Source organism: Micromonospora echinospora (assembly GCF_900091495.1).
GTDB lineage: Bacteria > Actinomycetota > Actinomycetes > Mycobacteriales > Micromonosporaceae > Micromonospora > Micromonospora echinospora.
On record NZ_LT607413.1, the window covers coordinates 3,316,003 to 3,341,620 of the forward strand.

Here is a 25,618-nt window from a genome sequence, read left to right on the forward strand (position 1 = left end):
GTTCAGCGCTCGGTAGGCCGAGCCAGCCGGTCGAGGATGTCGGGGTGCAGGGCGCCGTTGGTCGCCACCGAGCTGCCGTCGCCGGGCGCGGGGTCGCCGGCCAGGTCGGTGAGGGTGCCGCCCGCCTCGGTGACGATCGGCACCAGCGCGGCGATGTCCCACAGGGACAGTTCCGGTTCGACCATCACGTCCAGGGCGCCCTCGGCCAGCAGCATGTAACCGTAGAAGTCCCCGTACGCCCGGCTGCGCCAGGTGTCCCGCATGAGCTGGAGCATCGGCTCCAGCCGTCCGGTCGCCTCCCAGCCGTCCAGCGAGGCGTAACAGAAGCTCGCGTCGGCCAGGCGGCCCACCCGGGAGACCCGGATCGGTTCGCCGTGCGCCGCGTCCGGGCCGGCGTACGCGCCCGCGCCGGTCGCCGCCCACCAGCGCCGGCCCAGTGCCGGTGCGGAGACCAGCCCGAGCACCGGCCGGTCGGCCTCCAGCAGCGCGATCAGGGTGGCCCAGATCGGCACCCCCCGGACGAAGTTCTTGGTGCCGTCGATCGGGTCGACCACCCACCGCCGCCCGGCCGCGCCGGTCGCCGGCTGTTCGCCGTACTCCTCGCCGAGCAGACCGTCGGCCGGACGGTGGGTGGCGAGGATGGCGCGGATCTCCCGTTCCACGGCGGTGTCCGCGTCGGAGACCGGCGTCAGGTCGGGCTTGGCCTCCACCCGGAGGTCGAGGGCGCGGAACCGGGCCATGGACACGGCGTCGGCGGCGTCGGCGAGCAGGTGGGCGAGGGCGAGGTCGTCGGCGTACCCGGTCATGGGGTGACGGTAGCGACGTCGCCGTCACGCCGTGCCGTGCGGGTCGGCCTCCGTCCGCACGTCGGTCTCCCCGGCCCGTGAGGCGAGCAACCGGCGGTACGACGCCAGCCGGCGCGGATCCGCCTTGCCGGCGGCCACCCAGGCGTCCAGCGCGCAGTTCTCCTGGTCGGCGGTGTGCTCACAGTTGGCCGGACAGTCGGCGGTCGCCTCCACCAGGTCGGGGAAGCCGTGCAGCAGGCTCTCCGCCGAGACGTGCGCCAGCCCGAAGCTGCGCACCCCGGGGGTGTCCACGATCCAGCCCGGGTCGGTGTCGGCGTCGGGCACCGGGGGCAGCCGCAGCGCCACCGCGCTGGTCGAGGTGTGCCGGCCCCGGCCGATCGCACTGACCGTGCCCACCGCTCGGTCGGCCGCCGGCACCAGCCGGTTCACCAGTGTCGACTTGCCCACGCCGGAGTGCCCGACCATGACCGAGATCCGTCCGGCGAGCAGTGCGCGCAGCCCGGTCAGGTCGGAGTCCGGCCGGACGAGCACGTGCGGCAGGTCCAGTTCGGCGTAGTAGCCGAGGACGGCCTCCGGGCCGGCCAGGTCGGCCTTGGTCAGGCAGAGCAGCGGTTCGACGTCCGCGTCGTACGCGGCCACCAGGCAGCGGTCGATGAAACCGGTGCGCGGTGGTGGGTCCGACAGCGAGCTGACGATCACCAACTGGTCGGCGTTGGCCACCACGACGCGTTCCAGCCGTCCCTCGGGGGTGGTCTCGTCGTCGTCGGCGGTGCGGCGCAGCACCGAGCGGCGCTCGTCGATCCGGACGATCCGGGCCAGTGCGCCGTCCGCCCCGGTGGTGTCGCCGACCAGCCCGACCCGGTCGCCGACCACCACCGACCGGCGGCCCAGCTCGCGGGCGCGCATCGCGGTGACGACGGGGTCGTCCGGGCCGTCGTCGGGGAGGACGCAGGTGTAGCGGCCCCGGTCGACGGCGACCACGAACCCGTCGACCGCGTCGGCGTGCTGTGGACGGGTCCGGGTACGCGGACGGGAGGACCGGCCGGGCCGGACCCGCACGTCCTCCTCGTCGTACTCGCGCCGTCGTCTGGTCGCCAGGACCGCCCCCTGTCCGTCAGTTCCCGCCGGTCACCATCCTCGACCATAGTGCCGGGAACTCGGGCATGGTCTTGGAGGTGCACGACACGTCGTCGAGTTCGACGCCCGGCACGGCCAGCCCGGTCACCGCGGCGGCGTGCGCCATCCGGTGGTCGTGGTACGTGCGGAACGCCCCGCCGCGCAGCGGCCGGGGCCGGATCTCCAGCCCGTCGGGGGACTCGGTGACGTCCGCGCCGAGTCCGGCGAACTCGCGGGCCAGCGCGGCGATCCGGTCGGTCTCGTGGCCCCGGATGTGCCCGACCCCGGTGAACGTCGACGGGGAGTCGGCGAGCATGGCGAGCGCGGTCAGCACCGGGGTCAGCTCGCTGACGTCGGAAAGGTCGGCGGTGATGCCGTGCACCGCGCCGGTGCCCCGCACGGTCAGCCCGGCCGTGGAGAGGCTCACCTCCCCGCCCATCTCGTGCAGCAGCGAGCGGAGCCGCTCGACCGGCTGGGCGCTGCTGCGCGGCCAGCCACGCAGGGTCACCTCGCCCCCGGTGACCAGCGCGGCGGCGAAGAACGGAACCGCGCCGGAGAGGTCCGGCTCGATCTCCCAGACCCGTCCGCTGAGCGGTCCGGGCTCGACCGTCCAGACGTCGGGCGTGCCGTCGTCCACGGCCGCGCCGGCGGCGCGGAGCATCTGCACGGTCATCCGCAGGTGCGGCGCGGACGGGACCGGCGGGCCCACGTGCCGGACCACCACACCCCGGTCGAAGCGCGGGGCGGCCAGCAGCAGCCCGGAGACGAGCTGGCTGGAGGCGGAGGCGTCGATGACGACCTCGCCGCCGGTCACCCGGCCGGTGCCGAGCACGGTCAGCGGCAGGCTTCCCGGACCGGTGACGTCGATCCGGACGCCGAGCGACCGAAGCGCCTCGACCAGCGGGCCGAGCGGGCGGGTCCGGGCCGCCGGGTCGCCGTCGAAGGTGACCCGGCCGTCGGTCAGCCCCGCGACGGGCGGGACGAAACGCATCACCGTGCCGGCCAGGCCGACGTCGACGTGCGCCGGGCCGACCAGCGGGTGCGGCCGGACCAGCCACCGGTCGTCGTCGGCGATCGACATGTGTGCGCCCATCGCCCGCAGCCCGCCGGCCATGAGTTCGGTGTCCCGGGCCCGGAGCGCCCCCAGCAGGGTGGATGGCCCGCTGGCCAGGGCGCCGAGCACCAGGGCCCGTGCGGTCAGCGACTTGGAGCCGGGCAGCCGGAGTGTCGCCGCGACCGGGTCGCTGGCGGTCGGTGCGGTCCACGGCTGCAACGGACGGATCGCGGTCAGATTCCCCACGGTCACATTCTGCCGGGTTCCCGGCCCCGGTGGACGAAGCCGGCACGTCGCCTCCCGGTGGGCGGGACGCGGTCGTCCGCCGGTCGGGAGGGACGGGGTCGTCCGCCGTCGGCCGGAGCGGATCGCCCGCCGTCGGTGGGACGGTCGGGAGTCGGTCGGGCGGGTTAGCGTGTCCGCATGTGCGGCAGGTACGCGACCACCCGTGGTTCCGGGACGCTGAGCCAGCTCTTCGAGGCGTACGACGACACCGACGGCCGGCTGCGGCCGGACTGGAACGTCGCGCCGACCAAACCGGTGCCGGTGATCCGGGTCGACGACGAGGGGGCGCGGGCCCTGTCCCTGGCCCGCTGGGGGCTGCTGCCGCCGTGGGCGACGTCCCCGGCGGCCGGGGCGCGCATGATCAACGCTCGCGCGGAGACGGTGGCGACCAGCCGGGCGTACGCTGCCCCGTTCGCCCGCCGTCGTTGCCTGGTGCCCGCCGACGGCTGGTACGAGTGGGCCCGCACCGAGGGCGGCAAGCAGCCGTACTACCTGACCCGGACCGACGGCGACGTGCTCGCCCTCGCCGGGATCTGGTCGGTGTGGCGGGGCCCGGACGGCCCTCGTCTCACCTGTAGCGTGCTCACCACCGCCGCCCTGGGCGTGCTGGCCGACGTGCACGACCGGATGCCGGTGCTCCTTCCGCCGGATCGCTGGGGCCGGTGGCTCGCTCCCACCGCCGACCCGACCGCCCTGCTCGGCGCGGACGAGGACTGGCTGGCCGGGCTGGAGATCCGTCCGGTCGGACCGGCGGTGGGCAACGTCCGCAACGAGGGGCCGGAACTGACCGCCCGGGTGCCCGGTGTGCCGGTGCCGCGTCGCCGTCCGCCGGTGGCGGAGGCGGCCGACGAAATGACGCTGTTCTGAACGGCGTCAGCGCATTGTCGGGTGCTGATTTGCCAGAGTTGCGGACGAATCGTCGTGCGAATATCAGCCTATTTTCCGGCAGACCCTTGTCCCGGTGTGTCCAAGTGCGATAGAACACAGCGCCGGTAGTGGGTGTCGATCGCACGGTGCGATCGACCATCGCCGATCTAGCCGGTCCCACGGGGGAGGTGGGTTGATGACTCGGGCGCGAATGCCCCGCCCGCACGAAGTGGCCGCCGCGCGCCGCGATCCGCGACTGTTGCGGGCCCTGCGCGAACGACGGCAGGACGACGCGTGGCGCACCAAGGGAACCTGCCGCAGCGTGGACCCGGAGACGTTCTTTCCGGCGCCGAACGAACCAGCCGATGCGGCGGTCGCGCTCTGCCGCACCTGTGAGGTGCAGGGGTCCTGTCTGGCCTGGGCGCTGGAGGCCGGGGACTACCACGGGGTGTGGGGTGGCACCACACCCCGGGAACGGCGGGCCATGCTGGTCGCCTGGCGCAGCGAGGTCGAGCCGGACCCGGACGCGGCCGACGAGGCCGGGCCGCCGGTCCGTGATCGCCTGCTCGCCCTGGTGCCGCTCTCCTGACACCCGCGCCGGTCGTCCGGAGCAGAATGGGCCGGTGCGACATCGCGTACAGGTCGAGACGCCCCGCGGCCCGGCGTGGCTGGACAGCGACCCGCCGGCCGGGCCGGCGACGAGCCTGCTCGTGCTGGGGCACGGCGCCGGCGGCGGGGTGGACGCGCCCGACCTGGTCGCGCTCCGGGACGCAGCGGTGCCGGCAGGGGTCCTGGTCGTCCGGGTGACCCAGCCCTACCGCGTCGCGGGCCGGCGTGCCCCGGCACCGGCCGGTCACCTCGACGAGGCGTGGCGGGCCGTCCTGGCCGAGCTGCGTCGACTCCACCCCACGCCGACGCTCCTCGTCGGCGGACGCTCCAGCGGCGCGCGGGTGGCCTGTCGGACGGCCCACGCGGTCGGTGCGTCGGGCGTGGTCGCCCTGGCGTTCCCGCTGCACCCGCCGGGCCGGCCGGAGCGGTCCCGGGCGGCGGAACTCGACACCGGGCTGCCGACGCTGGTGGTCAACGGCGACCAGGACCCGTTCGGGGTGCCGGAGGCGGGACCGTCGGTGCGGGTGGTGGTCCGCCCAGGAGAACGACACGACCTGCGCGCCGACCCGACGGGCACCGCCGCGGTGGTGGTCGACTGGCTGCGCGCCCGGGGCTGGGCCCACGGTCGGCCCGGTCCTCCTGGACCGGACCGAGGGGGCAACGGAAGCGTCGTTCGGCCGTGAACCGCCGGCCTCGCCGTGCCGTCACCGCCGGGCTCTCCCGGTCCCGCGCGCGTCCGGCCCGTGACCCCCGCCGAGGACGGTTCGTTGCATCGATTGGTGCCGGCTCCCGTGGCGGGCACCGCCCTCCCAGGCCCTTCCTGGTCCCAGCGTTCACCCCCCGGTGCCGCTGGGGCCGGGAACGGGGGCGGAATGCGCCGCCGGTGGGGCGGTGTTGCACCCCCTGGACGGGTTGCGGGACGACCGAGAGGGGTGACCGGTGTCGACCGGTACACGGAGCCGGGAACGGGACGAGCGTCGGCTGCGCCGGCTGCTGGACGGGCCCGCGTGGTCCGCGACGGCACCGGCGGGCGGGGTGAGCACGAGCACACCGGCGGAAAGTGAATCAGCGGACAGGTCCGTGCGCGTATTCTCGGCGGGAAGGCATCCGACGCGAGGGGATGTGCGGTTGACCACCGAGAAGACGGACGAGCGCCGGGCGCGCTTCGAGCGCGACGCGCTGCCCTTCGTCGACCAGCTCTACGCGGCGGCGTTGCGGATGACCCGCAACCCGGCCGACGCGGAGGACCTGCTCCAGGAGACGTTCCTCAAGGCGTACGCCGCCTTCCACCAGTTCGAGCAGGGGACGAATCTCAAGGCCTGGCTCTACCGGATCCTGACCAACACGTACATCAACTCCTACCGGAAGCGGCAGCGGCAGCCGATCCAGGCGCCGACCGAGGAGATCACCGACTGGCAGCTCGCCGAGGCCGAGTCGCACACCTCCAGCGGTCTGCGTTCCGCCGAGACCGAGGCGTTGGACCGGCTCCCGGACACCGACGTCAAGGAAGCGCTGCAACAGCTTCCCGAGGAGTTCCGGCTGGCCGTCTACCTCACCGACGTCGAGGGCTTCTCCTACAAGGAGGTCGCCGACATCATGGGCACGCCCATCGGTACGGTGATGTCCCGACTGCACCGGGGTCGACGTAATCTGCGGAAGCTGCTGGAGCGCTACGCGGCGGATCGCGGTTTCTCCGCGGCCCGTTCCTCCGGTGGTTCGACCACCGCCGCCGGCCGGGAGGTGTGACGTGAGCTGTGGGGAGCCCCACGAGACGGACTGCCGCGAGGTGCTCGCGGAGGTCTACCTCTACCTGGATCTGGAGTGCGCCGAGGAGCGCCGCCGGCTGATCCGCGACCACCTGGACGAGTGCAGTCCGTGCCTGCGGGAGTACGGCATCGAGCAGGAGGTCAAGGCACTGGTGGCCCGCTGCTGCGGCAACGAGACCGCCCCCGCCGAGCTGCGTGAGCGGCTGCGGATCCGGATCAGCGAGCTGGTCGTCTTCGAGACGTCCGAGTCCCGCGAACTGGCCGACTGACCACGGGTCCGCGCTCCGCCGCCGGCAGGCGCGCGCCGCCCGACGAACGACGACACACCGGTGGCCCGGGTCGGACTGCGACCCGGGCCACCGGTGTGTTGACGTCCCGACACGCGACCGGCGCTCGACCGGTCCCGTCGATCAGGCGTTGGGGCGCTTGCCGTGGTTGGCGGAGCTCTTCTTACGGGCCTTCTTCTTACGGGCCTTCTTCGCCATGGTGACCTCCTCGTGACGAGTCCTGGTCGGCCGCGGTACGACCGGGGAGCCGGTCGCACCGGTCTCTCGAACGCCTGCGGGCCGACCCGCTGATGCTAGTGCCGCTGGCCCCCGTCCCACCGGCTGGGGCGGGATCCGGCGGAACGGGTCGACTCCTGCGGTCCGCAGCCGGCCGGCGCGTTCGCCGTCACGTCGGCCGGCGCGTTCGCCGTCACGCCAGCCGTCGCCCGCGTGAACCGCGCGGCGGATCGACCGCCGCGCGTGCCGCGCGAGAGGCCGGCACGTGATTGGATACCGTTCGCAAGCAACCCGTGGAGAGGGAGGGCCGTCCGATGGCCGAGGAGATCCGCGCCGAGATGGTGGCCAATGTCTGGAAGGTCGTCGCGTCGGCCGGGGACACCGTGTCCGAGGGGGACACGCTGGTGATTCTGGAGTCGATGAAGATGGAGATCCCGGTGGTGGCCGAGTGCGACGGTGTGGTCAAGCAGCTCGCGGTCAACGAGGGTGACGTCGTCCAGGACGGCGACCTGATCGCGGTGATCGACTGACGATTCTCCCGGTCGCGGGTCGGACGGCGGACCGGGTCCGTCCCATGCCGGGGCGCTCTCCCGGCAGTTCGGTGGAATTCCCCTGACGCAACTTCGTCATCGGAATGACTTATTCGTGACGAGACGTTGACTCTCATCGATGGGAATGCCAGGCTCGACGCATCCACCGAACAGAGAACGGAGCTGTCATGCGCATGTTCCGCAGGGCCCTCGCGGCCACCGCCGTCGCCGGTGCGTTCACGGCGTCGATGCTGGCGGGGGCCGCCCCGGCGTCCGCCGCCACCGAGGGCGCGCAGGCGGTCGGCTGGTACAACGGCTACGGGTCGAGCTCCACCTCCTCGATGGCCATCTACATGGCGGAGAACGACGCCAAGTGGAAGGCGGAACTGGCGGGCTTCAACGCGTTCCTCGACTGCCGGACGACCTACAGCAACGTCACGCAGTCCGGGCCGTACTTCTTCAACGCGAACGTCCAGATCTACTGCTACAACTTCAGCTGACGACCGGTCCTGCACGCGGCGCGTCCGTCGGTACGCCGACGGACGCGCCGTCGTACGTGCGGTTGTGCCCGGTCTCACCCGGTGCGCGGGCGCAACCAGCAGTTCCCCCGGCCCTCCCGGCGTAGGCTGACCACCCGGGTCGGCACGTCGGTCACGCACCCGGGGGAGCTCATGAGCCAGGCCAAGCAGCCCGTCGCCGGACGTCCGAACGTCCGGCTCGTCCTCGTCGCCCTGATGATCGCGATGATGCTCGCGATGCTCGACAACATGATCATCAGTACCGCGCTGCCGCGCATCGTCGGCGAGTTCGGTGGACTCGACCACTTCACCTGGGTGGTGACCGCGTACGTCCTCGGCACCACCGTGTCCACGCCCATCTGGGGCAAGCTGGGCGACCTGTACGGCCGCAAGTCCGTTTTCCTCAGCTCGGTCGGCATCTTCCTGTTCGGCTCCGCCCTCTGCGGCACGGCCGGTTCGGCGATGCTGGGCGGCGCGGATAGCGGGATGGTCCAGCTCATCGCCTTCCGCTCGGTGCAGGGCCTGGGGGCCGGCGGACTGATGGTCGGCGTCATGGCGATCATCGGTGACCTGGTCCCGCCCCGGGAGCGGGGCCGCTACCAGGGTCTCTTCGCCGGCATCATGGCGATCGCCATGGTCGCCGGTCCGCTGGTCGGCGGGTTCATCACCGACCACCTTTCCTGGCGGTGGGCCTTCTACGTCAACCTCCCGCTCGGCGGGGTGGCCCTGGTGCTGCTGATCGTCACCCTGCGTCTGCCCCGGTACCGCACCGAGCACCGGATCGACTGGCTGGGCGCGGCGCTGCTGTCGGCCGGCATCACCGGGCTGGTGCTGATCACCACGTGGGGCGGCAACGAGTACGCCTGGCTCTCCCCGCAGATCCTCGGCCTGGGCGCCGTCGCGCTGCTCGCTCTCGGCGGTTTCGTCCTGGTCGAGCGGCGGGTGACCGAGCCGATCCTGCCGCTGGGCCTGTTCGCGAACCGGAACTTCGCCCTGGTGTCGGTGGTGGGGTTCCTGCTGGGCTTCGCGATGTTCGGGTCGATGAACTTCCTGCCGCTGTACCAGCAGACCGTGCAGGGAGCCTCGGCCACCGAGAGCGGACTGCTCCTGCTGCCCCTGATGTTCGGCATGCTGGTGGTGTCGCTGGTCGTCGGCCGGGCCATCACGCGCACCGGCCGGTACCGGGTCTTCCCGGTCGTCGGCGGCGTGGTGATGACCGTGGGCGTGGCCCTGTTCACCCTGCTGGACGCCGGCACCAGCCGGGTGGAGGCCGGGTTCTACATGGTCGTGTTCGGGGCCGGCATGGGTTTCCTGATGCAGACCACGATGCTGATCGCGCAGAACAGCGTCGAGCAGCGTGACCTCGGCGCGGCCAGCGGTGCGGCCACCTTCTTCCGCTCCATCGGCGGCTCGTTCGGCATCTCCCTCTTCGGCGCGGTCTTCGCCAACCGCCTCGCCGACTCGCCGGCCGGACCGGCGATCAGCGGTGGCACCAGCGAGCAGGGGGTGGATCCGGCCGCGTTGAACGCGCTCCCCGAGCAACTGCGGGCGACCGTGCTCGGTGGCCTGGCCGACTCCATCGCCCACGTCTTCGCCTGGGCGGTGGTCTTCACGGTGGCGGTCCCGGTGGTCGCCTGGTTCATCCGGGAGATCCCGCTCCGCTCCGGCCCCGAGATCCCTCCGGGCGACGGCACCGGAACGACGCCCTCCGGCGACGCGGGGACCACGCCTCCCGGCGACGCGGAGACCACGCCCTCCGGCGATGTGGGGACCACGCCCTCCGGGAGCGCCGGGGGCGGGGCACGTGGCGGCGCCGGAACCCGGGCCGGGGCGGTCAGTGCCGGCGGAGACGGCGGGTGAGCCGGTGCCAGAGTCGGCGCAACCGGTTCCCGGCCGGTGGGTCGCCGATCACCTGACAGGCCAGCACGATGCTCGCCTCGTCCAGGTCGGGCGTGGCGAGGGCCAGATGGGCCAGCGAGACGAGGATCGGCACCGGACGCTCCGCGCCCACCGCCACCGCGTCGGCGAGTCGTGCGGCCATCACCCCGGCCACGTCCGGGCGCACCGTCGGGTCGACCCAGGCGGCGGTGACCAGCGCGAAGAGAGCGGCCTCGGTGGTCCAGTCCTCCACGCCCCAGACCAGGTCGAGCAGCATCCGGCGGCGGATCGAGCCGGCCCACGGCTCGTCGGTGCGGTGGTGCAGCAGTCCCAGGCAGGCCCAGACCTGCACGCAGCGCACCCACAGCGACGGATCCTGACCGAGCACCACGCCGAGCGCGGTGGCCGGGGCGGCCGGCGGGTGCGCCAGCAGGGCGAGCAGGTCGACGCCGTCCAGGGTGGCCAACCCGACCGCCGCGTCGTACGCCGCCGGGGGGTGGGGCCAGGCGGGGTGGGCGAGCTGCCGGATCCGTTCCACCGCCTCGGCCGACGGCGTCGGCACCAGCGGTACGACACCGTCGTCGGTGTACCGCCACAGCGGCCGCACCCCGGCCCGCCGGGGTGCGCGTGGGTCCGGTCCGGCCACCTCGGTCGCCGCCACCCGTAGGCCGGGCCGGCTCGTGGCCAGGGTCCGCAGCGCGCTCGGCGGCGGTGGGGCGGGCAACCTCAGGGGCGGCCCGCCGGTGGGCTGATCGGTGGCGGTGAGCCGGCGCAACGCCTCCACCGCCGGCCCGCCGGCCGGGGTGAGCTGGCCGAGCCAGGGCCGCCCCCGGCAGCATTCGGCGAGGTCGCCGTGCTCGTGGGAGTCGTCGGGATGGTCCCGGGTGAAGTCGGCGAGCGCCACCAGGTGACCGACCCGCCCGTCGCGCTGGTGCCGTAGCCGGTGGGCGGTGTGCACCGCGCAGTCGAAGGTGGGATCCCGGGCCAGCGCCCGGTCGATCCAGGCCAGTGCCTCGTCGAGACGACCGTTGTCGGCCAGGGTGCCGGCGATGTCGGCGTAGACCGCGAGGTCGTCGGGGTCGTGTTCCACGGCGCGCCCGAGCGCGGCGAGCGCCTCCCGGGTGCGGCCGGCGCTGCGGTACGCGTACCCGAGCCAGACCTCGCCCAGCTTGGACGGCTGGGCGTGGACCCCCCGGGCGGCCCAGCGGATCGCCAGCTCGACCTCGCCGACCCGTCGGGCCAGCGCGGACGCCGCCCCCAGCAGCAGGCCGTGCTCGCTGTGCACGCTGACCGCGTGTCGGGCCAGGGTGAGGTACGGCCGCAGCGGCGCCCGGGCGGCCTTCGGCACCGGGTCGGGGACGGCCGCGCAGACCTGCATGAGGATCCGCGCGCCCCGTTCCGGGTCGAGGCGTTCGGCCAGCTCCGGCGCGGTGACCCAGGGCACGCCGGCCCAGTCGGCCTGCGGGGTGTGCCCGGTCGCGGCGGCGAGCAGTTCCAGCCCCTCGCCGGCCCGGCCGGCGGCGGCCAGCAGGTGGGCGCGGGCCACCACCGCGCCGACGAAGACGTGCTGCTCGATCGGGAAGAGGTCGATGCCGCCGCCGCTGACCGCGGCGATCCGGGCCAGCGTCTCGTGCACCTCGGGCATGGTCGGGGCGTACGCGATCGCGCCCGCGACGTGGCCGGCGGCGTGCCGCAGGTCGCCCTGGTCGAGCGCGAGTCGGGCCAGGGCCAGTTCACCCTCGGCGGAAAGGCGGGGGTCGTCCTCTCCCTCGGACACGGTGCCCTTTCACTCGGCGTGCTTCTCGGGTGCGGTCAGCGTAGGGGATGACCGGCTTCCCCGGGACCCCCCTGCGCATTCATGCTCGTTGCGTTGCCCGATCGGGGAAAAAAATGCAAGACTGAGCATGAAGCGCGCGGGAACGCGCAAGAGAGGGAGGTTACCGGTGACGGTTCCGGGGGCTGGCATGACCGCCGACATCGAGGAGCAGCCGGCCGGCTTCGCGCGGCTGCTCTCCGCCGAACACTGCGGGCCGATCGCCCGGGTGGCCGAGGTGATCGCCCGGCGGCGGCCCCGGCACGTGGTCTTCACCGCGCGCGGCACCTCCGACCACGCCGCGCTCTACGGCGCGTACCTCACCGAGATCCGCCTCGGCATCCCCGCCGGGCTCGCCTCGCCGAGCACGATGACGCTCTTCGGCGCCCGGCCGGACCTCTCCGACGCCCTCGTGGTCGGGGTCAGCCAGAGCGGTGGTTCGCCCGACCTGGTCGAGGTGCTCCGGGTGGCCCGCTCCGCCGGAGCGCTCACCCTCGCCGTCACCAACGCCCCGGGGTCGCCGTTGGCCGAGGCCGCCGAGCTGAGCGTCGACATCGCCGCCGGGCACGAGCGGGCGGTCGCCGCCACCAAGACATACACCGCCGAGCTGTTGGCCCTGCTGCTGCTGGTCGAGGGGATCCGCAACGGCGACGGCACCCTGCCGGCCGACGAGCGCGCGGCGCTCGACGCCCTGCCCGACCTCGCCGCCCGGACTCTCGCCGACCCGACCCCGACCCAGCTCGCCGCCCGCTACCGGTTCGCCGCGCGCCTGGTCACCACCGGCCGGGGGTACGCCTACCCGACCGCCCGGGAGGCGGCGCTGAAGCTGATGGAGACCTCCTACCTGCCGGCGCTCGCCTTCTCCGGGGCGGACCTGCTGCACGGCCCGCTCGCGATGACCGACCCGGACGTGCCGGTACTGGCCGTGGTCGGCTCCGGTCCCGGTGGCCGCTCGATGCGCGAGGTGCTGCCCCGGCTCGGCGAGCGCCGCGCCGACGTGGTCGTGGTCGGCTCCGCCGACGTCGAGGGCGCCACCCGGATCGCCGTCCCCGACGTCGACGAGCGGTACGCGCCGCTGCTCGACATCCTGCCGTTGCAGCGGCTCGCGCTCAGCCTGGCGCTCGCCCGGGGCGAGAACCCGGACGCGCCGCGTGGACTGAAGAAGGTCACCTCGACGATGTGACGGTGTCGGCGGGAAGCCGACCGGCCGGGCGACGCGGAGCGCGGCGTGGCACGCTGTCCGGGTGTCCACGCTGCGCGAACTCGCCGAGGAGCACACCCAGCTCCGTCCGGCCGACGTCGACCACCTGCACCGGATCGCCGGCGACTGGCAGCTCCTGTCCGACCTGTCCTTCGCCGACCTGCTCCTCTGGGTGCCCGTCGACGGCGACGAGAGCTTCCTCTGCGTCGCCCAGGTCCGCCCGACGACCGCCCCGACCGCGTACCTGGACGACCAGGTGGGACGGATCGTCGGCGGGCCCGAGGTGGCGCACCTGACGATCGCCTACAGCCAGGGTCGGATCTGGCGGGAGGGTGACCCGGTCTGGTACGGCGACGTCCCCGCCCGGCACGAGGCCATCCCGGTGCGGCTGCGTACCGCCGACGGCGAGGCCGGCGAGGTGATCGCCGTGGTGGGCCGGGACACCAACCTCTCCACCGCCCGCACGCCCAGCCAGCTCGAACTGAACTACCTCACCACCGCCGACGACCTGGCCCAGATGCTCGCCGACGGCACCTTCCCGCCGCCCCGACACCCGGGCGAGACGACCAGCGCCCCCCGGGTCGGCGACGGGCTGGTCCGGCTCGACGCCAGCGGCAAGGTCACCTACGCCAGCCCGAACGCGCAGTCGGCGTACCGGCGGCTCGGCTTCGCCTCGCATCTGGTCGGCGAGGACCTGGCGGTGCTGCACCGCCGGCTCGCCACCGACCCGCTGGAGGGCACCGACGCGGCCAACGGCATCCTCGCCGCGCTGCGCGGCGAGGCCCCGCCCCGGCGGGAGATCGACGCCCGGGGGGCGACCATGCTCACCCGGGCGCTGCCACTGATGCCGGCCGGGGTGCCGATCGGCGCGCTGGTGCTGGTCCGGGACATCACCGAGGTCCGCCGCCGGGACCGGGCGCTGATCACCAAGGACGCCACCATCCGGGAGATCCACCACCGGGTGAAGAACAACCTCCAGACCGTGGCGGCCCTGCTGCGGCTCCAGGCCCGCCGGGTCGGCATCCCGGCCGCCCGCGCGGCGTTGGAGGAGTCGGTACGCCGGGTCGCCTCGATCGCACTGGTCCACGAGACCCTCTCCATGTCCAGCGACGAGGCGGTCGAGTTCGACGGGATCGTCGACCGGGTGGCCCGCGCGGCGGCCGAGGTGGCCGCCACCGACACCCCGGTACGGATGCGTCGGGAGGGCAGCTTCGGCGTGCTGCCCGCCGAGATCGCCACCTCGCTGGTGATGGTCCTCAACGAATTGCTGCTCAACGCCGTGGAGCACGGCTTCCCGCCCAGCGACGCCGCCCCCGAGCCGGGTGCGGTGGCCGCCGGAGCGGAGGTGGTGGTCTCCGCGCACCGCTTCCGCAAGCAACTGCACGTCACCGTGGACGACAACGGCCGTGGGCTGCCGGCCGACTTCGACGCCGAGCGCGGCGGCAACCTGGGCCTGCAGATCGTCCGGGCCCTCGCCACCGGGGAGTTGCGGGGCAGCATCGAACTGCGCAACCGCGCCGACGGCGGCACGGAGGCGGTGCTGGTCGTCCCGCTGGCCGGTCCCCGCTCCCGCTGAGGCGCGCACCTCAGCCCGCTCGGGCGAGCAGGGCGACGGTGATGCCCGGCACCGTCCAACGGCCGGTGGGGGAGAAGCCGTCGAGCGCCTCCCGTTTCACCGTCGGCAGGGCGGCCACCGGGTCGGCCCGGTCGCCGGCCACCACCAGCCACACCCGGTCCACCCCGGCCAGGCAGCGGGCCGGTCGCTCGCACTCCGTCGCGCGCAGGTCGCCGGCCCGACGCGGGTCGCGGACGGCCAGCACGTCACGGGGACGCCCGTCGCCGAGGTGGTACGCCAGACCGAGGTCGAGGAAGAGGAAACCGTCCCGGGAGCCGTAGACGACTCCGTCGCCGGGTCGCTGACCGGCGGCGACGATCCGGGCCGCCGCGCGGTAGTCGACCTGGGCGGAGCGGGGCCAGTCGTGGGTACGGCGCAGGTCGAGCTGGGCCGGTGCGCCGAGGGCGGCGGTGATGCCGACCACCGCCAGGGCGGGGACCGGGCGTACCGAGGCGAGCAGCGCCCCGGCCGGAAGGCAGAGGAAGGGCGTGGTGAAGACCAGGTAGCGCGGCACCCAGACGGCGGTCACCAGCCCGGCGACGAAGAGCAGCGCGGCCGGCGCCGCCACCGCCGCCAGCATGATCCACCCCCATTTCCGGGCGACGGGCGTCCGCGCCGGCCCGCCACCGGACCCCGACGAGGCGGCGCCGGCGTCGGCCGGGCCGCTGTCGTCGTCGGCCCGACCGCCGTCGACGGGTCGGGCCACGTCCGTCTCGGCGGGGGTGCTGTCGACCGGTCGGGCGGCGCCGACCACGGCCAGGCCGACCAGCAGGCCGCCCACCACGGCGCTGGCGGTGAGCGAGCCGGGCAGTCCGGCCAGGTCGCCGAGGCGGGCCGGATCCACCCAGCTCAACTGGCGGGACTGCTGCCGCCGGGCGAGCAGCGCCAGCGGGACCGCCACCAGCGCCGCCGGCACCAGGGCGAGCAGCCAACGGCGGACCGCGCCCCGCACCGCCAGGGCGTGCGCGGCGAGCAGGGCCAGCGCGACCAGGTGGGTCAGGCCGAGGGCGGTCACCACTGCGGCGTACGCCGTCCACCGGCCCCGGCCGGGCCGGCGCAGCGCCGTGACCAGCAGCACGGTCGCGGCCACCGCCAGCAGGGTGGCGAGCGCGTACGGCCGGGCCTCCTGCCCGTACCGGGAGGTGCTCGGCAGCACCGAGAAGAGCAGCCCGCCCAGCCGGCCGGCCCGGGTTCCGAACAGGCGCTCCCCGAGGACGGCGGTGAGCCCGGCCGCCCCGGTCACGGCCAGCACGGAGGGGGCCCGTAGCGCCGTCACCGAGTCCCCGAAGACCGCCACCCAGCCGTGCAGGAGCAGGTAGTACGGGGCGACGGTGGCGTCGACGGTGGCCGCCAGCCGGGCCAGGTCGGGCAGCGGGCGGGTGGCCGCGCTCCAGGTGGCCAACTCGTCCCGCCACGGCTGGGCGTACCCGACCCCGGTGGAGGCGACGACGAGGGTCAGCAGCGTCGGCCAGAGCCACACCGGGCGGCCGGCGCGCCGTGACCACTCCCGCCGGCCGCCCGGCACGTCGGATCCGCCGACCACACCCCGAAGCGTCGCACGCGCCGGTCGCCGACGGCGGGATGATCGGGACAGGTCGATCTGTCCGGCCCGGTCCGGAGTGCGTGTTCCGAGGTCGCCCGTGATGTGGGATGCCACACCGGGACCTTGGCCGGGCTCTCGCAGGTGTGGCAGCATGGGCGGCATGACCGCCGCTGTCGAGCGCCGCTTCGTGGCCCGCCGCCACGTCGATTACGGCCGCGTCCGCAGCGCCATCTGTCCGGCCCACTGACGCCGCCCGACCCACCCCTTCGGGCGCGCACTCGCGCCGGCTCTCCGACACCGTTGTCTCCCGCCCGGTATCCCGGGCGGCCGGCGCGTCCCGCGCGCGTACCGACGCGATCACCAGACAACGGAGGACGCCGCGATGGCCGTCAACAGCACCCCGGACCGGCCCGAGCGCCCGGTGGCGACCGCCACCCGGGCCCCCCGCCGACCCCGGGGTGAGGGGCAGTGGGCGCTCGGGCACCGGGAGCCGCTCAACCCCAACGAGCGGATCAAGAAGGACGACGACCCGCTCAACGTCCGCGCCCGGATCGAGAACATCTACGCCCACCGGGGCTTCGCCTCGATCGACCCGCAGGACCTGCGTGGCCGGTTCCGCTGGTGGGGCCTCTACACCCAGCGCAAGGCCGGCATCGACGGTGGGCGGACCGCCGTGCTGGAGCCGCACGAGCTGGAGGACGAGTTCTTCATGCTCCGGGTGCGGGTCGACGGCGGGCAGCTCAGCCTGGCGCAGTTGCGGGTGGTCGCGGACATCTCGCGGGAGTTCGCCCGGGACACCGCCGACATCACCGACCGGCAGAACATCCAGTACCACTGGATCCGGGTCGAGGACATGCCGGAGATCTGGCGGCGGCTGGAGTCGGTGGGGTTGCAGACCACCGAGGCGTGCGGGGACTGCCCCCGGATCGTGCTCGGCAGCCCGGTCGCCGGGGTGGCCCGGGACGAGGTGCTCGACCCGACTCCGGCGATCGACGAGATCGTCCGCCGGTACGTCGGCGACAAGCAGTACTCCAACCTGCCCCGCAAGTTCAAGTCCTCGATCTCCTGGCTGGTCGACACCCCGTACGAGGCGAACGACATCGCCTTCCTCGGGGTGGAGCACCCCGACCACGGCCCCGGCTTCGACGTCTGGGTCGGTGGCGGGCTCTCCACGAACCCGATGCTCGCCAAGCGGCTCGGGGTGTGGGTGCCGCTGGCCGAGGTGCCCGACGTGTGGGCCGGTGTGGTGGGCATCTTCCGTGACTACGGCTACCGCCGGCTGCGCAACCGGGCGCGGCTGAAGTTCCTGGTCGCCGACTGGGGTGTGGAGAAGTTCCGGGAGGTGCTGGAGAAGGAGTACCTCGGCCGGGCGCTGCTGGACGGTCCGGCGCCGGAGCTGCCGTCGAAGCCGCTGGACCACATCGGGGTGCGGGAGCAGGCCGACGGGCGTAACTACGTCGGGGCCGCCCCGGTGGTCGGGCGGGTCTCCGGCACCCAGCTCGCCCAACTCGCCGACGTGGTCGAGGCGCACGGCAGCGACCGGGTGCGGCTCACCCCGTACCAGAAGCTGCTGGTGCTGGACGTGGCGCCGGAGCGGACCGACTCGCTGGTGGCGGCGCTGCGCGGGATCGGCCTGGAGGCGGAGCCGTCGGCGTGGCGGCGCGGGACGATGGCCTGCACCGGCATCGAGTACTGCAAGCTCGCGATCGTCGAGACCAAGGCCCGGGGCGAGGAACTGGTGGCCCGGCTGGAGGAGCGGCTGCGCGGGTTCGACGCGGACATCTCCATCCACATCAACGGCTGCCCGAACGCCTGCGCCCGGACGCAGGTCGCCGACATCGGTCTGAAGGGGCAGCTCGTGGTCGGCCCGGACGGCCGCCAGGTCGAGGGCTTCCAGGTGCACCTGGGCGGTGGGCTCGGCATGGCGCAGGGCCAGACCGCAGGCTTCGGCCGGAAGCTGCGCGGCCTGAAGACCACCGCCGAGGAACTGCCCGGGTACGTGGAGCGGGTGGCCCGGCGCTACCTGGCCGGCCGGGCCGAGGGGGAGACGTTCGCGAACTGGGTGATCCGGGTCGACGAGGAGGAACTCCGATGAGCGAACCAGACAGAGACATCAGTGTGCCCCGTCGCGGCGAGGTGACCCGATGAGCGAGACCCGGTCGGTGCCGCTGTACTGCCCGTACTGCGGCGAGGAGGACCTGCGGCCGAGCGAGGCCGGACACGGCGCGTGGGAGTGCCACGCCTGCGTGCGGGTCTTCACGGTGAAGTTCACCGGGCTGCTCTCCCGGGCGGCCGCCGGCCCGGCGGGGGCGGGTTCCGTGCCGGGGACGGTGACCCGATGAGCGGCCTGGTGTCGGCGGCCGAACTCGGGCTGGTCGGCCCCGGCCGCCCGGCCCCGGCCGAGGCGGGCCGGCGCAGCCCGGAGGAGCTGCGGGAACTGGCCACCCGGGCCGGCCGGGAGCTGGAGGGTGCGCCGGCCCTGGAGATCGCCCGCTGGGCGGCCGAGACCTTCGGTGACCGGCTCTGCGTCACCAGTTCGATGGCGGACGCCGTTCTGGCCCACCTGGTCTCCCGGGTCGCGCCCGGGATCGACGTGGTCTTCCTGGACACCGGCCTGCATTTCCCGGAGACGCTGCGGATCCGCGACGAGGTGGCCCGCACGTTGCCGGTGAACGTCCGCTCGATCCGCCCCCGGCTCACCGTGGGCCAGCAGGACGGCGAGTACGGCCCCCGCCTGTTCAACAAGTCGCCGGACGACTGCTGCCGGCTGCGCAAGGTGGAGCCGCTGGAACGGGCGCTGGGCGGCTACGACGCCTGGGCGGCCGGGCTGCGGCGGGACGAGTCGCCCACCCGGGCGAACACCCCGGTGGTCGGGTACGACGAGCGGCGCGGCAAGGTGAAGGTCAACCCCATCGCGGCCTGGACCCAGGCGGACGTGGACGCCTACGTCGCCCGGCACCGGGTGCCGGTGAACGACCTGTTCCGGCAGGGCTACGGCTCGATCGGGTGCTGGCCGTGCACCCGGCGGACGAAGGCGGGGGAGGACCCGCGCGCCGGTCGCTGGGCGATGTTCGAGAAGACCGAGTGCGGACTGCACGTCTGATCCCCGGGGGAGCGGGGCGGGCGGCCCTCGCCGGTGCCCCGGCACCGGCTGCCCCGCCCGGCTGGCCGTTCGCGGATCCGGGCCCCGGGGTGTCGGCGCGGGCTTCCTCCGCCGGCCCGGCGACCGGTCACCGGGATCCCGCGCGGGCAGGTCGGCCCCGGGCTGTCACCGGGGTCGATCCGGTCGTCCTGGTCGCCCACGGCAGCCGGGATCCCCGTGCCGCCGTCGCGACCCGGGCGTTGGCCGAGGCGGTCGCCGCCGCGCGGCCCGGCTCGGTGGTCCTGCCGAGCTGGCTGGACCACACCGAGCCCACGCCGGTCGAGGTGCTGCGGGGACTGGCCGCCGCCGGGCACCCCCGGGCGGTGCTGGTGCCGTTGCTGTTGACCGCCGCGTACCACCGGCGGGTGGACGTTCCGGCGGCGGTGGCGGAGGCCGGGGCCGCCGGACCGCCGATGGCGGTGCGGGTGACCGACGTCCTCGGGCCGGTCGGTGAGGTGGTGGACGCCACACTTCTGGGCGGGCTGCGACAGCGGCTGGCCGAGGCGGGGGCGGACCGGTTCGACGCGTTGGTGTTGGCGGCGGCGGGGACCCGGGACGCGCGGGCCCGTGCCTCGGTGGGACGGGTGGCTGCGGCGCTCGGTGCGAGCTACGGGGTGCCCTGCCGGGTGGCGTACGCGTCGGCCGCCGCGCCGACCACCGGTACGGCGGTGGCCCGGCTGCGGGCGGCAGGGGCCAGTCGGGTGGCGGTGTCGGCGTATTTCCTGGCGCCGGGGCTGTTCCACGACGCGGTGACGGCAGCGGCCCGGGAGGCCGGCGCGGTGGCGGTCTCCGCCCCGCTCACCGACACTGCGGACCTGGTCCGACTGGTCCTCACCCGGATCACGCCCGCCGCCTTCCCGACGGGGTGACCACGAGGTCGGCGGGTCGTCCGGTGGCCGACGCCATGGTCGGCGGGACGCGGAGCGGGGTCCACGGGCGGGTGGAAAGGAAAACGCCCCGCCAGCCGGGCTGGCGGGGCGTTCCGGTGGTGTGTGTGGTCAGGCGGAGTGAGCGCGCAGCACCCGGAGGCCGCCGCGGCGCTTGACGGCGCGACGCTCCTCCTCGCTCATTCCACCCCAGACGCCGGCGTCCTGACCGGACTCCAGTGCCCACTTCAGGCACTCGTCGGTCACGGAGCACCGCCGGCAGACGGCCTTGGCCTGCTCGACCTGCAGCAGGGCCGGCCCGGACGTCCCGATCGGGAAGAACAGCTCCGGGTCCTCGTCGCGGCAGGCAGCATGGTGGCGCCAGTCCATGGCGGCAACACTCCTCATTCTGGGTGGGTGGCAGTTCTTGCTGTTTCCGTTTTCCATATGCATCCGCAGTGCCGATGGTGACGGTTCGCGTTCATCGAATCAGCATTGCGTGAGCAGGCCGTTAGCCCTGGGGCAGTGCGGAACAGCTCAACACGTCGAGCATATCCACGCAATGTCCCGGTAACTCAAGTCCGCTTGTGAATACTTTCACGAACTACCGGAATGTCAAGGGTGACGCTCCGAAAAACTTCTCGGCGGTGAGCAAGCTCACGACCTGTTTGTCCGGTTTCCCGGACCGGCTCGCCCGCACCGCCCCGTAGCCGAGGATCAATATAGTACAGTCCGCGCGACATTGCAGGCATATCCGGCACCTCGCCCTCCTGGCGCGTCGCCGTCGCGCCAACCGAGGGCAGTACCCCAGACTCAGCAGATTACTCTCAGTGCGGCGGGTACGGATATGAATCTAACTTTCTCCCGCTCTCCAAGGTAGTCCCCGTCGAGTTGGAACGCCTGCGGACGGGCCGCGACCAAGGTGAACTCGGCCACGTCGTGGAGGCGGAGCACCTGTCGCCCCCGGGGGTCCGGTTGGCGGGAGAACATCTGAGTCACCGTACGTGACGTGCTCGCCACCCTTAGCTGACGAAGCGCCATCACGTCAAGGCCAAGGTCGAATGAGGCGTCCGGGTTCGGGTTGATCTCTCGCTCGCCGAGGTACGTCCAAGGCGCGGTGTTCTGGATGATGGCCGTTGCCAACTCGCCTTCCGACTCCTCTCCCGGACGCTCCAACCGGATCATCGGATGGCGTCGGTCGGAGCCGAGGAAGTACTGATTCACCGCAGCGCGAAGATATAGCGACGGAGTGGAAACACGACCCCGCTTCCGTGCCATTTCCACGCGATGCACGACCGCCGCGTCGAGGCCGAAGCCGGCGCAGAAGGTGAAGTAGCGATCGTCGGCGCGGCCGAGCCCGATCGTCCGGGAACGGCCCAATCGGAGCCCTTCCAGGATCATGCTGGTGCCGTCCGGCCATTCCCGGGGCAGACCCAGCGCCCGCGCGAAGACGTTCGTCGACCCACCCGGCACGGTGGCGAGCGCGGGCAGGCGGTCGGCCGACGTGCCACCGGTGACGGTCGGCGGGTCGGCGGTCATCAGTCCGTTGACCACCTCGTTGACCGTGCCGTCGCCACCGAGCGTGACCACCAGGTCGACGCCCTCCTCGGCCGCCTCCCGGGCCAGGTCGGTGGCGTGGCCCCGGCGACGGGTGTACCGCACCGCGAGGTCCACCTCACTGCGCAGCGCGCGGACCAGTACGTCCCGGCTGCGTTCGCTCGTGGTGGTGGCCTTCGGGTTGACTACCAGGACGGCCCGCATGGCCGGACTGTACCGCGATCCCGCACGGGTATCGTGTCGCCGTGACGATCGACTCCGACCCGGTGCCCACCACGCTGAGTTGGGCAGTCCGCCTGCTGTGGGCAGAGGCGGTCGCCCTCGGGCTGGTCGCCGCCTGGCTGGTCTACGAGAACCTCACCGCCGACGCGCTCGACCTCGCCTCGGCAGTGCTCGTCACCGTCTTCGCGGCCGGTGGCGCGCTGGCGCTCTGGGCGCTCGGCACCGCGCTGACCCGTCGCCGGGCCGGTGCCCGTGCCCCCGCGATCGTGCTCCAGCTCATGCTCCTGCCGATCGGCTGGTACATGATCCAGGGCGGGCTGGGCTGGCTCGGGGTGCCGTTGATGGCGCTCGGCGTGGGGGTGTGCGCGCTCCTGCTCGCCCCGGCCACCACCCGGGCGCTCGGTCTGCTGGACTGACGCCGTCCGGCCCGCCGGGCACGCCCCACGGCGACAGCGGTCCGGTTGCGGACGGCCGTTCGGCGGCGTCAGTGGGTGGCGCGGCGGGTGAGCAGTGAGATGGTGGCCCGGCCGTCGGTGGCGGTCGCGGCGGCCGACGTGGTCAGCGCGGTGAGCACCTTCCAGGCGAAGGAGGACTCGGCCGGCAGCTTCGCGCCCCGGACCGTCGGCACGGTCACCTCGACGGTCAGCGCGTCCTCGGTGACCGCGAAGGAACACTCCAGCTCGGCGTCGCGGGTGGCGATCGCGAGCAGCATGGCGCAGGCCTCGTCGACCGCGATCCGCAGATCCTCGATCTCGTCGAGGGCGAACTGGAGACGCGCGGCGAGGCCGGCGGTCGCGGTCCGCAGCACGCTGAGATAGCCGCCGTCCGCAGGCACGGTGAGGTGTACGACGTCCTCGTCGGCCGTCGTCCGCCCGGTCAGTTGAGTCACGCTCATCCCCCCGGTCGCGGACTCTACCCGGTCGGGCCGACGGGCGCTCCGCCAGCGGTGGACGCGGCGGCGAGCCGCCGCAACGCGGCCCCCTCCAGCCGGTACGGCACCCAGTCGTCGACGGTGCGGGCGTCGATCGCCCGGTAGAACCCGGCGGCCGGGTTCCAGTCGAGCATCATCCACTCCAGTCGGCGGTAGCCCCGCTCGACGCAGCGCGCGGCGAGGGCCGCCAGCAGCAGCCGTCCCGCCCCGGTGCCCCGGGCGGCCGGACGGACGTAGAGGTCCTCAAGGTGGATGCCGTGGGTCCCCTCCCAGGTGGAGAAGGTGAGGAACCACAGGGCGAATCCGACCGGCTGCTCCGCGGCGTCGAGCGCCACGTGACCGAAGAGCGCCGGTGCCGGGCCGAACAGCGCCGCCTCCAGCTGCCCGGCGGTGAGGTGGCACCGGTCGGCGGCCCGTTCGTACTCGGCCAACTCGTGCACCATGGCGACGACGGCCGGTACGTCCGCGGGACGTACCGGCCGGATCGCCGGTGCTACTGCGGCGAGGGTCACGCCTGCTTGGTCTCCCAGAAGATCTTGGAGATCTCGTCGATCTTCTGGAGCAGCTCGTCGGCCTTGGCCGGGTCGATGGTGCCCTTGGCGCCGTTGGCGCCGGCCAGCTTGGTGGCCTCGTTGAACAGCGTGTGCAGGTTCGGGTACTTCTCGAAGTGGGCCGGCTTGAAGTAGTCCGTCCACAGCACCCACAGGTGGTGCTTGACCAGCTCGGCGCGCTGCTCCTTGATGATCAGGGCGCGGGTGCGGAACTCCGGGTCGGTGTTCGCCTGGTACTTCTCGCAGATGGCCTTGACCGACTCGGCCTCGATCCGGGCCTGCGCCGGGTCGTAGACACCGCACGGCAGGTCGCAGTGGGCGCTTGCGGTCACGCGCGGCGTGAAGATGCGGGGAAGACGCATCGGGATCCTCCATGAGACGTTTGCGATGATCCGAGATGACATTACTCCTGGAGTTGCTCCCCGACGGTGCGGAGGTGAAACCCGGTGACCGCTGGTGGCGGCGGGTCGGCCCGGACGCGCTGGCCGCTCACCGCCGTACTGGTGACCGGGCCCTCCATGGCCCCGACGCTGCGGCACGGGGACGCCCTGCTGGTCCGGCGCGGCGGTCGCGCCATCCGTCCGGACGACATCGTGGTCGCGGTCTTCCGTAGCCGGCCGGACCTGCTGGTGGTCAAGCGCGCGGTCCGCCCGGCCGACGGCGGCTGGTGGGTACGCGGGGACAACGAGTTCGTCACCGACGACTCCCGCGTCCACGGCGTGGCCGACGTGTGGGGACGGGTGGTGGCGCGCTACTGGCCGCAGCCCCGGCGCTTCAGTAACCGACGGTTATGACCCTACTCACATTCGAGGTTCATGCCGGACACTATGCTCGGGCAGTGCCCGGGTGACCCCCCGCACCGCGCGCCGCCCGCTGCCGCTGACCAACGTGGCCCGGCTGGCCGGTCCATCTGCTCGACAGATCCTGGAGTCACCATGTCATCGTCTTCTGTGGATCCCGCTGATCCCGTCTTCCGGCTGCACGCCGGCGGCAAGATGGCCGTCACCTCGACGGTGCCGCTGACCAGCCGGGAGGATCTCTCCCTCGCCTACACCCCGGGCGTCGCCCGGGTCTGTGAGGCCATCGCCGCCGATCCCGCCCTGGTGGACGACTACACATGGGTGTCGCACACCGTCGCGGTGGTGACCGACGGATCGGCCGTACTCGGCCTGGGCAACATCGGTCCCCGTGCCGCGATGCCGGTGATGGAGGGCAAGGCGGTGCTGTTCAAGCAGTTCGGCGGCGTGGACGCCGTGCCGATCTGCCTGGACACCCAGGACGTCGACGAGATCGTCACGGCGGTGACCGCCCTGGCCCCGTCGTTCGGTGGGATCAACCTGGAGGACATCAGCGCGCCGCGCTGCTTCGAGATCGAACGTCGCCTCGACGAGGCCCTCGGCATCCCGGTCTTCCACGACGACCAGCACGGCACCGCCATCGTCGTGCTGGCCGCCCTACGCAACGCGGCCCGCCTGCTCAACCGCAAGCTCGGCGACCTGCGGGTCGCGGTCAGCGGTGCCGGCGCGGCCGGGATCGCGGTCACCAAGATGCTGATCGCCGGGGGCGTCAACCCGGACGAGGTGGTGGTCTGCGACTCGCGGGGCATCATCGGCCGGGACCGCGCCGACCTCACCGCGACCAAGGCCGAACTGGCCGCCATCACCAACGCCGCCGGGCGGCACGGGGACATCACCGAGGCGTTGCGTGACGCCGACGTGCTGATCGGCGTCTCCGGCGGTCAGATCCCGGAGGCCGCGGTGGCCGGGATGGCCTCCGGCGGCATCGTCTTCGCCCTGGCGAACCCCACCCCGGAGGTGCACCCGGAGGTGGCCGCCCGGCACGTCGCGGTGGTCGCCACCGGCCGCAGCGACTACCCCAACCAGATCAACAACGTGCTCGCCTTCCCCGGCGTGTTCCGGGGGGCGCTGGACGCCCGGGCCACCCGGATCACCGAGAACATGAAGGTGGCGGCGGCCGACGCGATCGCCGGGGTGGTCAGCGAGACGCTGACCGCGGACGCGATCGTGCCCTCCCCGCTCGACCCCCGCGTCGCCCCGGCCGTCGCCGAGGCCGTCGCCGAGGCGGCCCGCGTCGACGGCGTCGCCCGCGCCTGAACCACCGGCAGACCGGAGGGCTCCCGCTCGCTCGATGGGCGGGAGCCCTCCGTCTCTCCCGACGACGACCTGGGCCGCGCCTCGGACGCCCCCTGCCCTGGGCAGGCTTGTCGGGGGGTGTCCGGGAACGC

The 25,618-nt window shown here is 73.5% G+C and carries 28 protein-coding genes; 17 read left to right on the top strand and 11 right to left on the bottom strand.

What is annotated here, in order from left to right; translation table 11 throughout:
- Positions 1-2 precede the first annotated feature (2 nt).
- The 3 genes from hisN to aroA are packed head-to-tail and all read right to left on the bottom strand — an operon-like array spanning position 3 to position 3,222.
- Entirely contained in the window at positions 3-806 is an 804-nt protein-coding gene (hisN, locus tag GA0070618_RS15345; RefSeq protein WP_088982246.1) for a histidinol-phosphatase, read from the bottom strand.
- A 24-nt stretch (positions 807-830) separates the two neighbouring features.
- Complete coding sequence (gene rsgA / locus GA0070618_RS15350; protein WP_231931750.1) at positions 831-1,865, bottom strand: ribosome small subunit-dependent GTPase A; 1,035 nt, start codon at positions 1,863-1,865, stop codon at positions 831-833.
- 55 nt (positions 1,866-1,920) lie between these two features.
- The gene (gene aroA, locus GA0070618_RS15355) at positions 1,921-3,222 is read right to left on the bottom strand and encodes a 3-phosphoshikimate 1-carboxyvinyltransferase (protein WP_088985545.1); all 1,302 of its coding nucleotides are present in this window, start codon (positions 3,220-3,222) and stop codon (positions 1,921-1,923) included.
- 177 nt (positions 3,223-3,399) lie between these two features.
- Between aroA and GA0070618_RS15360 the strand changes: the two genes are divergently transcribed.
- The 5 genes from GA0070618_RS15360 to rsrA all read left to right on the top strand — a co-directional run bounded on the left by GA0070618_RS15360 (position 3,400) and on the right by rsrA (position 6,772).
- Positions 3,400-4,128, top strand: coding sequence for an SOS response-associated peptidase (locus tag GA0070618_RS15360; RefSeq protein ID WP_088982248.1), 729 nt, complete (start codon positions 3,400-3,402; stop codon positions 4,126-4,128).
- Between the two features lie 196 nt (positions 4,129-4,324).
- Positions 4,325-4,717 (top strand): WhiB family transcriptional regulator, encoded by a 393-nt coding sequence (locus tag GA0070618_RS15365; RefSeq protein ID WP_088982249.1) that lies wholly within the window; start codon positions 4,325-4,327, stop codon positions 4,715-4,717.
- Between the two features lie 34 nt (positions 4,718-4,751).
- A complete protein-coding gene (locus tag GA0070618_RS15370; protein WP_231931751.1) occupies positions 4,752-5,420 on the top strand; it encodes an alpha/beta hydrolase family protein in 669 nt (222 codons plus the stop codon).
- Positions 5,421-5,676: 256 nt separating this feature from the next.
- Complete coding sequence (locus GA0070618_RS15375; protein WP_269148491.1) at positions 5,677-6,483, top strand: sigma-70 family RNA polymerase sigma factor; 807 nt, start codon at positions 5,677-5,679, stop codon at positions 6,481-6,483.
- A 1-nt stretch (position 6,484) separates the two neighbouring features.
- Positions 6,485-6,772, top strand: coding sequence for a mycothiol system anti-sigma-R factor (gene rsrA / locus GA0070618_RS15380; protein ID WP_088982251.1), 288 nt, complete (start codon positions 6,485-6,487; stop codon positions 6,770-6,772).
- Positions 6,773-6,913: 141 nt separating this feature from the next.
- Here the strand turns inward: rsrA and GA0070618_RS35555 are convergent, their stop codons facing one another.
- Positions 6,914-6,988: a 50S ribosomal protein bL37 gene (locus tag GA0070618_RS35555; protein ID WP_377658485.1), complete on the bottom strand. Its 75-nt coding sequence runs from the start codon at positions 6,986-6,988 to the stop codon at positions 6,914-6,916.
- 332 nt (positions 6,989-7,320) lie between these two features.
- Here GA0070618_RS35555 and GA0070618_RS15390 point away from each other — a divergent pair, with 332 nt between their 5' ends.
- From GA0070618_RS15390 to GA0070618_RS15400, 3 genes are all read left to right on the top strand, one after another.
- The gene (locus GA0070618_RS15390; RefSeq protein WP_088982253.1) at positions 7,321-7,536 is read left to right on the top strand and encodes a biotin/lipoyl-binding carrier protein; all 216 of its coding nucleotides are present in this window, start codon (positions 7,321-7,323) and stop codon (positions 7,534-7,536) included.
- A 188-nt stretch (positions 7,537-7,724) separates the two neighbouring features.
- Positions 7,725-8,036 carry a hypothetical protein gene (locus GA0070618_RS15395; protein WP_094977943.1) on the top strand — a complete coding sequence of 104 codons (312 nt, stop codon included), beginning with the start codon at positions 7,725-7,727 and terminating at the stop codon, positions 8,034-8,036.
- A 171-nt stretch (positions 8,037-8,207) separates the two neighbouring features.
- Positions 8,208-9,914: an MDR family MFS transporter gene (locus GA0070618_RS15400; protein ID WP_088985546.1), complete on the top strand. Its 1,707-nt coding sequence runs from the start codon at positions 8,208-8,210 to the stop codon at positions 9,912-9,914.
- Here the strand turns inward: GA0070618_RS15400 and GA0070618_RS15405 are convergent.
- Positions 9,889-11,709 (bottom strand): tetratricopeptide repeat protein, encoded by a 1,821-nt coding sequence (locus GA0070618_RS15405; RefSeq protein ID WP_231931752.1) that lies wholly within the window; start codon positions 11,707-11,709, stop codon positions 9,889-9,891. The genes GA0070618_RS15400 and GA0070618_RS15405 overlap by 26 nt on opposite strands.
- A 187-nt stretch (positions 11,710-11,896) precedes the next feature.
- Between GA0070618_RS15405 and GA0070618_RS15410 the strand changes: the two genes are divergently transcribed.
- Entirely contained in the window at positions 11,897-12,928 is a 1,032-nt protein-coding gene (locus GA0070618_RS15410) for an SIS domain-containing protein (protein ID WP_088982255.1), read from the top strand.
- A gap of 61 nt (positions 12,929-12,989) precedes the next feature.
- Positions 12,990-14,522, top strand: a complete 1,533-nt coding sequence (locus GA0070618_RS15415) for a PAS domain-containing sensor histidine kinase (protein ID WP_088982256.1) — start codon at positions 12,990-12,992, stop codon at positions 14,520-14,522.
- Between the two features lie 10 nt (positions 14,523-14,532).
- On the opposite strand, the gene GA0070618_RS15420 is transcribed toward GA0070618_RS15415, so the two are convergent.
- A complete protein-coding gene (locus GA0070618_RS15420; RefSeq protein ID WP_231931753.1) occupies positions 14,533-16,104 on the bottom strand; it encodes a glycosyltransferase family 39 protein in 1,572 nt (523 codons plus the stop codon).
- A 382-nt stretch (positions 16,105-16,486) separates the two neighbouring features.
- Here GA0070618_RS15420 and GA0070618_RS15425 point away from each other — a divergent pair, with 382 nt between their 5' ends.
- From GA0070618_RS15425 to GA0070618_RS15440, 4 genes are all read left to right on the top strand, one after another.
- The gene (locus GA0070618_RS15425) at positions 16,487-18,199 is read left to right on the top strand and encodes a nitrite/sulfite reductase (protein ID WP_088982258.1); all 1,713 of its coding nucleotides are present in this window, start codon (positions 16,487-16,489) and stop codon (positions 18,197-18,199) included.
- A 49-nt stretch (positions 18,200-18,248) separates the two neighbouring features.
- Positions 18,249-18,446, top strand: a complete 198-nt coding sequence (locus GA0070618_RS15430) for a hypothetical protein (RefSeq protein ID WP_088982259.1) — start codon at positions 18,249-18,251, stop codon at positions 18,444-18,446.
- Positions 18,443-19,207, top strand: a complete 765-nt coding sequence (locus tag GA0070618_RS15435; RefSeq protein ID WP_088982260.1) for a phosphoadenylyl-sulfate reductase — start codon at positions 18,443-18,445, stop codon at positions 19,205-19,207. Before GA0070618_RS15430 ends, GA0070618_RS15435 begins: the two co-directional genes overlap by 4 nt.
- 188 nt (positions 19,208-19,395) lie before the next feature.
- Positions 19,396-20,115 (top strand): sirohydrochlorin chelatase, encoded by a 720-nt coding sequence (locus GA0070618_RS15440; protein ID WP_231931904.1) that lies wholly within the window; start codon positions 19,396-19,398, stop codon positions 20,113-20,115.
- A 129-nt stretch (positions 20,116-20,244) separates the two neighbouring features.
- Here GA0070618_RS15440 and GA0070618_RS15445 read toward each other — a convergent pair whose 3' ends face one another.
- A complete protein-coding gene (locus tag GA0070618_RS15445) occupies positions 20,245-20,502 on the bottom strand; it encodes a WhiB family transcriptional regulator (RefSeq protein ID WP_088982262.1) in 258 nt (85 codons plus the stop codon).
- 423 nt (positions 20,503-20,925) lie between these two features.
- On the bottom strand, positions 20,926-21,873 hold the full coding sequence (locus tag GA0070618_RS15450) for a diacylglycerol/lipid kinase family protein (RefSeq protein WP_088982263.1): 948 nt from the start codon (positions 21,871-21,873) through the stop codon (positions 20,926-20,928).
- Positions 21,874-21,914: 41 nt separating this feature from the next.
- Here GA0070618_RS15450 and GA0070618_RS15455 point away from each other — a divergent pair, with 41 nt between their 5' ends.
- Entirely contained in the window at positions 21,915-22,307 is a 393-nt protein-coding gene (locus GA0070618_RS15455; RefSeq protein WP_088982264.1) for a hypothetical protein, read from the top strand.
- A 68-nt stretch (positions 22,308-22,375) separates the two neighbouring features.
- Here the strand turns inward: GA0070618_RS15455 and GA0070618_RS15460 are convergent, their stop codons facing one another.
- The 3 genes from GA0070618_RS15460 to sodN form a co-directional block, all read right to left on the bottom strand.
- Positions 22,376-22,780 carry an ATP-binding protein gene (locus GA0070618_RS15460; protein WP_088985548.1) on the bottom strand — a complete coding sequence of 135 codons (405 nt, stop codon included), beginning with the start codon at positions 22,778-22,780 and terminating at the stop codon, positions 22,376-22,378.
- Positions 22,781-22,803: 23 nt separating this feature from the next.
- Complete coding sequence (locus GA0070618_RS15465; protein ID WP_088985549.1) at positions 22,804-23,265, bottom strand: GNAT family N-acetyltransferase; 462 nt, start codon at positions 23,263-23,265, stop codon at positions 22,804-22,806.
- Between the two features lie 65 nt (positions 23,266-23,330).
- Positions 23,331-23,735, bottom strand: a complete 405-nt coding sequence (sodN, locus tag GA0070618_RS15470; protein ID WP_088982265.1) for a superoxide dismutase, Ni — start codon at positions 23,733-23,735, stop codon at positions 23,331-23,333.
- Positions 23,736-23,819: 84 nt separating this feature from the next.
- On the opposite strand from sodN, the gene GA0070618_RS15475 reads away from it, so the two are divergent.
- Both GA0070618_RS15475 and GA0070618_RS15480 read left to right on the top strand, forming a co-directional pair.
- Positions 23,820-24,167 (top strand): S24/S26 family peptidase, encoded by a 348-nt coding sequence (locus GA0070618_RS15475; RefSeq protein WP_231931754.1) that lies wholly within the window; start codon positions 23,820-23,822, stop codon positions 24,165-24,167.
- 141 nt (positions 24,168-24,308) lie between these two features.
- Positions 24,309-25,487, top strand: coding sequence for an NAD(P)-dependent malic enzyme (locus GA0070618_RS15480; protein WP_088982266.1), 1,179 nt, complete (start codon positions 24,309-24,311; stop codon positions 25,485-25,487).
- Positions 25,488-25,618: the final 131 nt, after the last annotated feature.

What these genes read in the sequence shown, in the direction of transcription:
- hisN (WP_088982246.1), bottom strand. Translation starts at nt 806, where the DNA reads ATGACCGGGTACGCCGACGACCTCGCCCTCGCCCACCTGCTCGCCGAC.
- GA0070618_RS15360 (WP_088982248.1), top strand. Translation starts at nt 3,400, where the DNA reads ATGTGCGGCAGGTACGCGACCACCCGTGGTTCCGGGACGCTGAGCCAG.
- GA0070618_RS15365 (WP_088982249.1), top strand. Translation starts at nt 4,325, where the DNA reads ATGACTCGGGCGCGAATGCCCCGCCCGCACGAAGTGGCCGCCGCGCGC.
- GA0070618_RS15390 (WP_088982253.1), top strand. Translation starts at nt 7,321, where the DNA reads ATGGCCGAGGAGATCCGCGCCGAGATGGTGGCCAATGTCTGGAAGGTC.
- GA0070618_RS15395 (WP_094977943.1), top strand. Translation starts at nt 7,725, where the DNA reads ATGCGCATGTTCCGCAGGGCCCTCGCGGCCACCGCCGTCGCCGGTGCG.
- GA0070618_RS15400 (WP_088985546.1), top strand. Translation starts at nt 8,208, where the DNA reads ATGAGCCAGGCCAAGCAGCCCGTCGCCGGACGTCCGAACGTCCGGCTC.
- GA0070618_RS15410 (WP_088982255.1), top strand. Translation starts at nt 11,897, where the DNA reads ATGACCGCCGACATCGAGGAGCAGCCGGCCGGCTTCGCGCGGCTGCTC.
- GA0070618_RS15425 (WP_088982258.1), top strand. Translation starts at nt 16,487, where the DNA reads ATGGCCGTCAACAGCACCCCGGACCGGCCCGAGCGCCCGGTGGCGACC.
- GA0070618_RS15430 (WP_088982259.1), top strand. Translation starts at nt 18,249, where the DNA reads ATGAGCGAGACCCGGTCGGTGCCGCTGTACTGCCCGTACTGCGGCGAG.
- GA0070618_RS15435 (WP_088982260.1), top strand. Translation starts at nt 18,443, where the DNA reads ATGAGCGGCCTGGTGTCGGCGGCCGAACTCGGGCTGGTCGGCCCCGGC.
- GA0070618_RS15445 (WP_088982262.1), bottom strand. Translation starts at nt 20,502, where the DNA reads ATGGACTGGCGCCACCATGCTGCCTGCCGCGACGAGGACCCGGAGCTG.
- GA0070618_RS15450 (WP_088982263.1), bottom strand. Translation starts at nt 21,873, where the DNA reads ATGCGGGCCGTCCTGGTAGTCAACCCGAAGGCCACCACCACGAGCGAA.
- GA0070618_RS15465 (WP_088985549.1), bottom strand. Translation starts at nt 23,265, where the DNA reads ATGGTGCACGAGTTGGCCGAGTACGAACGGGCCGCCGACCGGTGCCAC.
- sodN (WP_088982265.1), bottom strand. Translation starts at nt 23,735, where the DNA reads ATGCGTCTTCCCCGCATCTTCACGCCGCGCGTGACCGCAAGCGCCCAC.
- GA0070618_RS15480 (WP_088982266.1), top strand. Translation starts at nt 24,309, where the DNA reads ATGTCATCGTCTTCTGTGGATCCCGCTGATCCCGTCTTCCGGCTGCAC.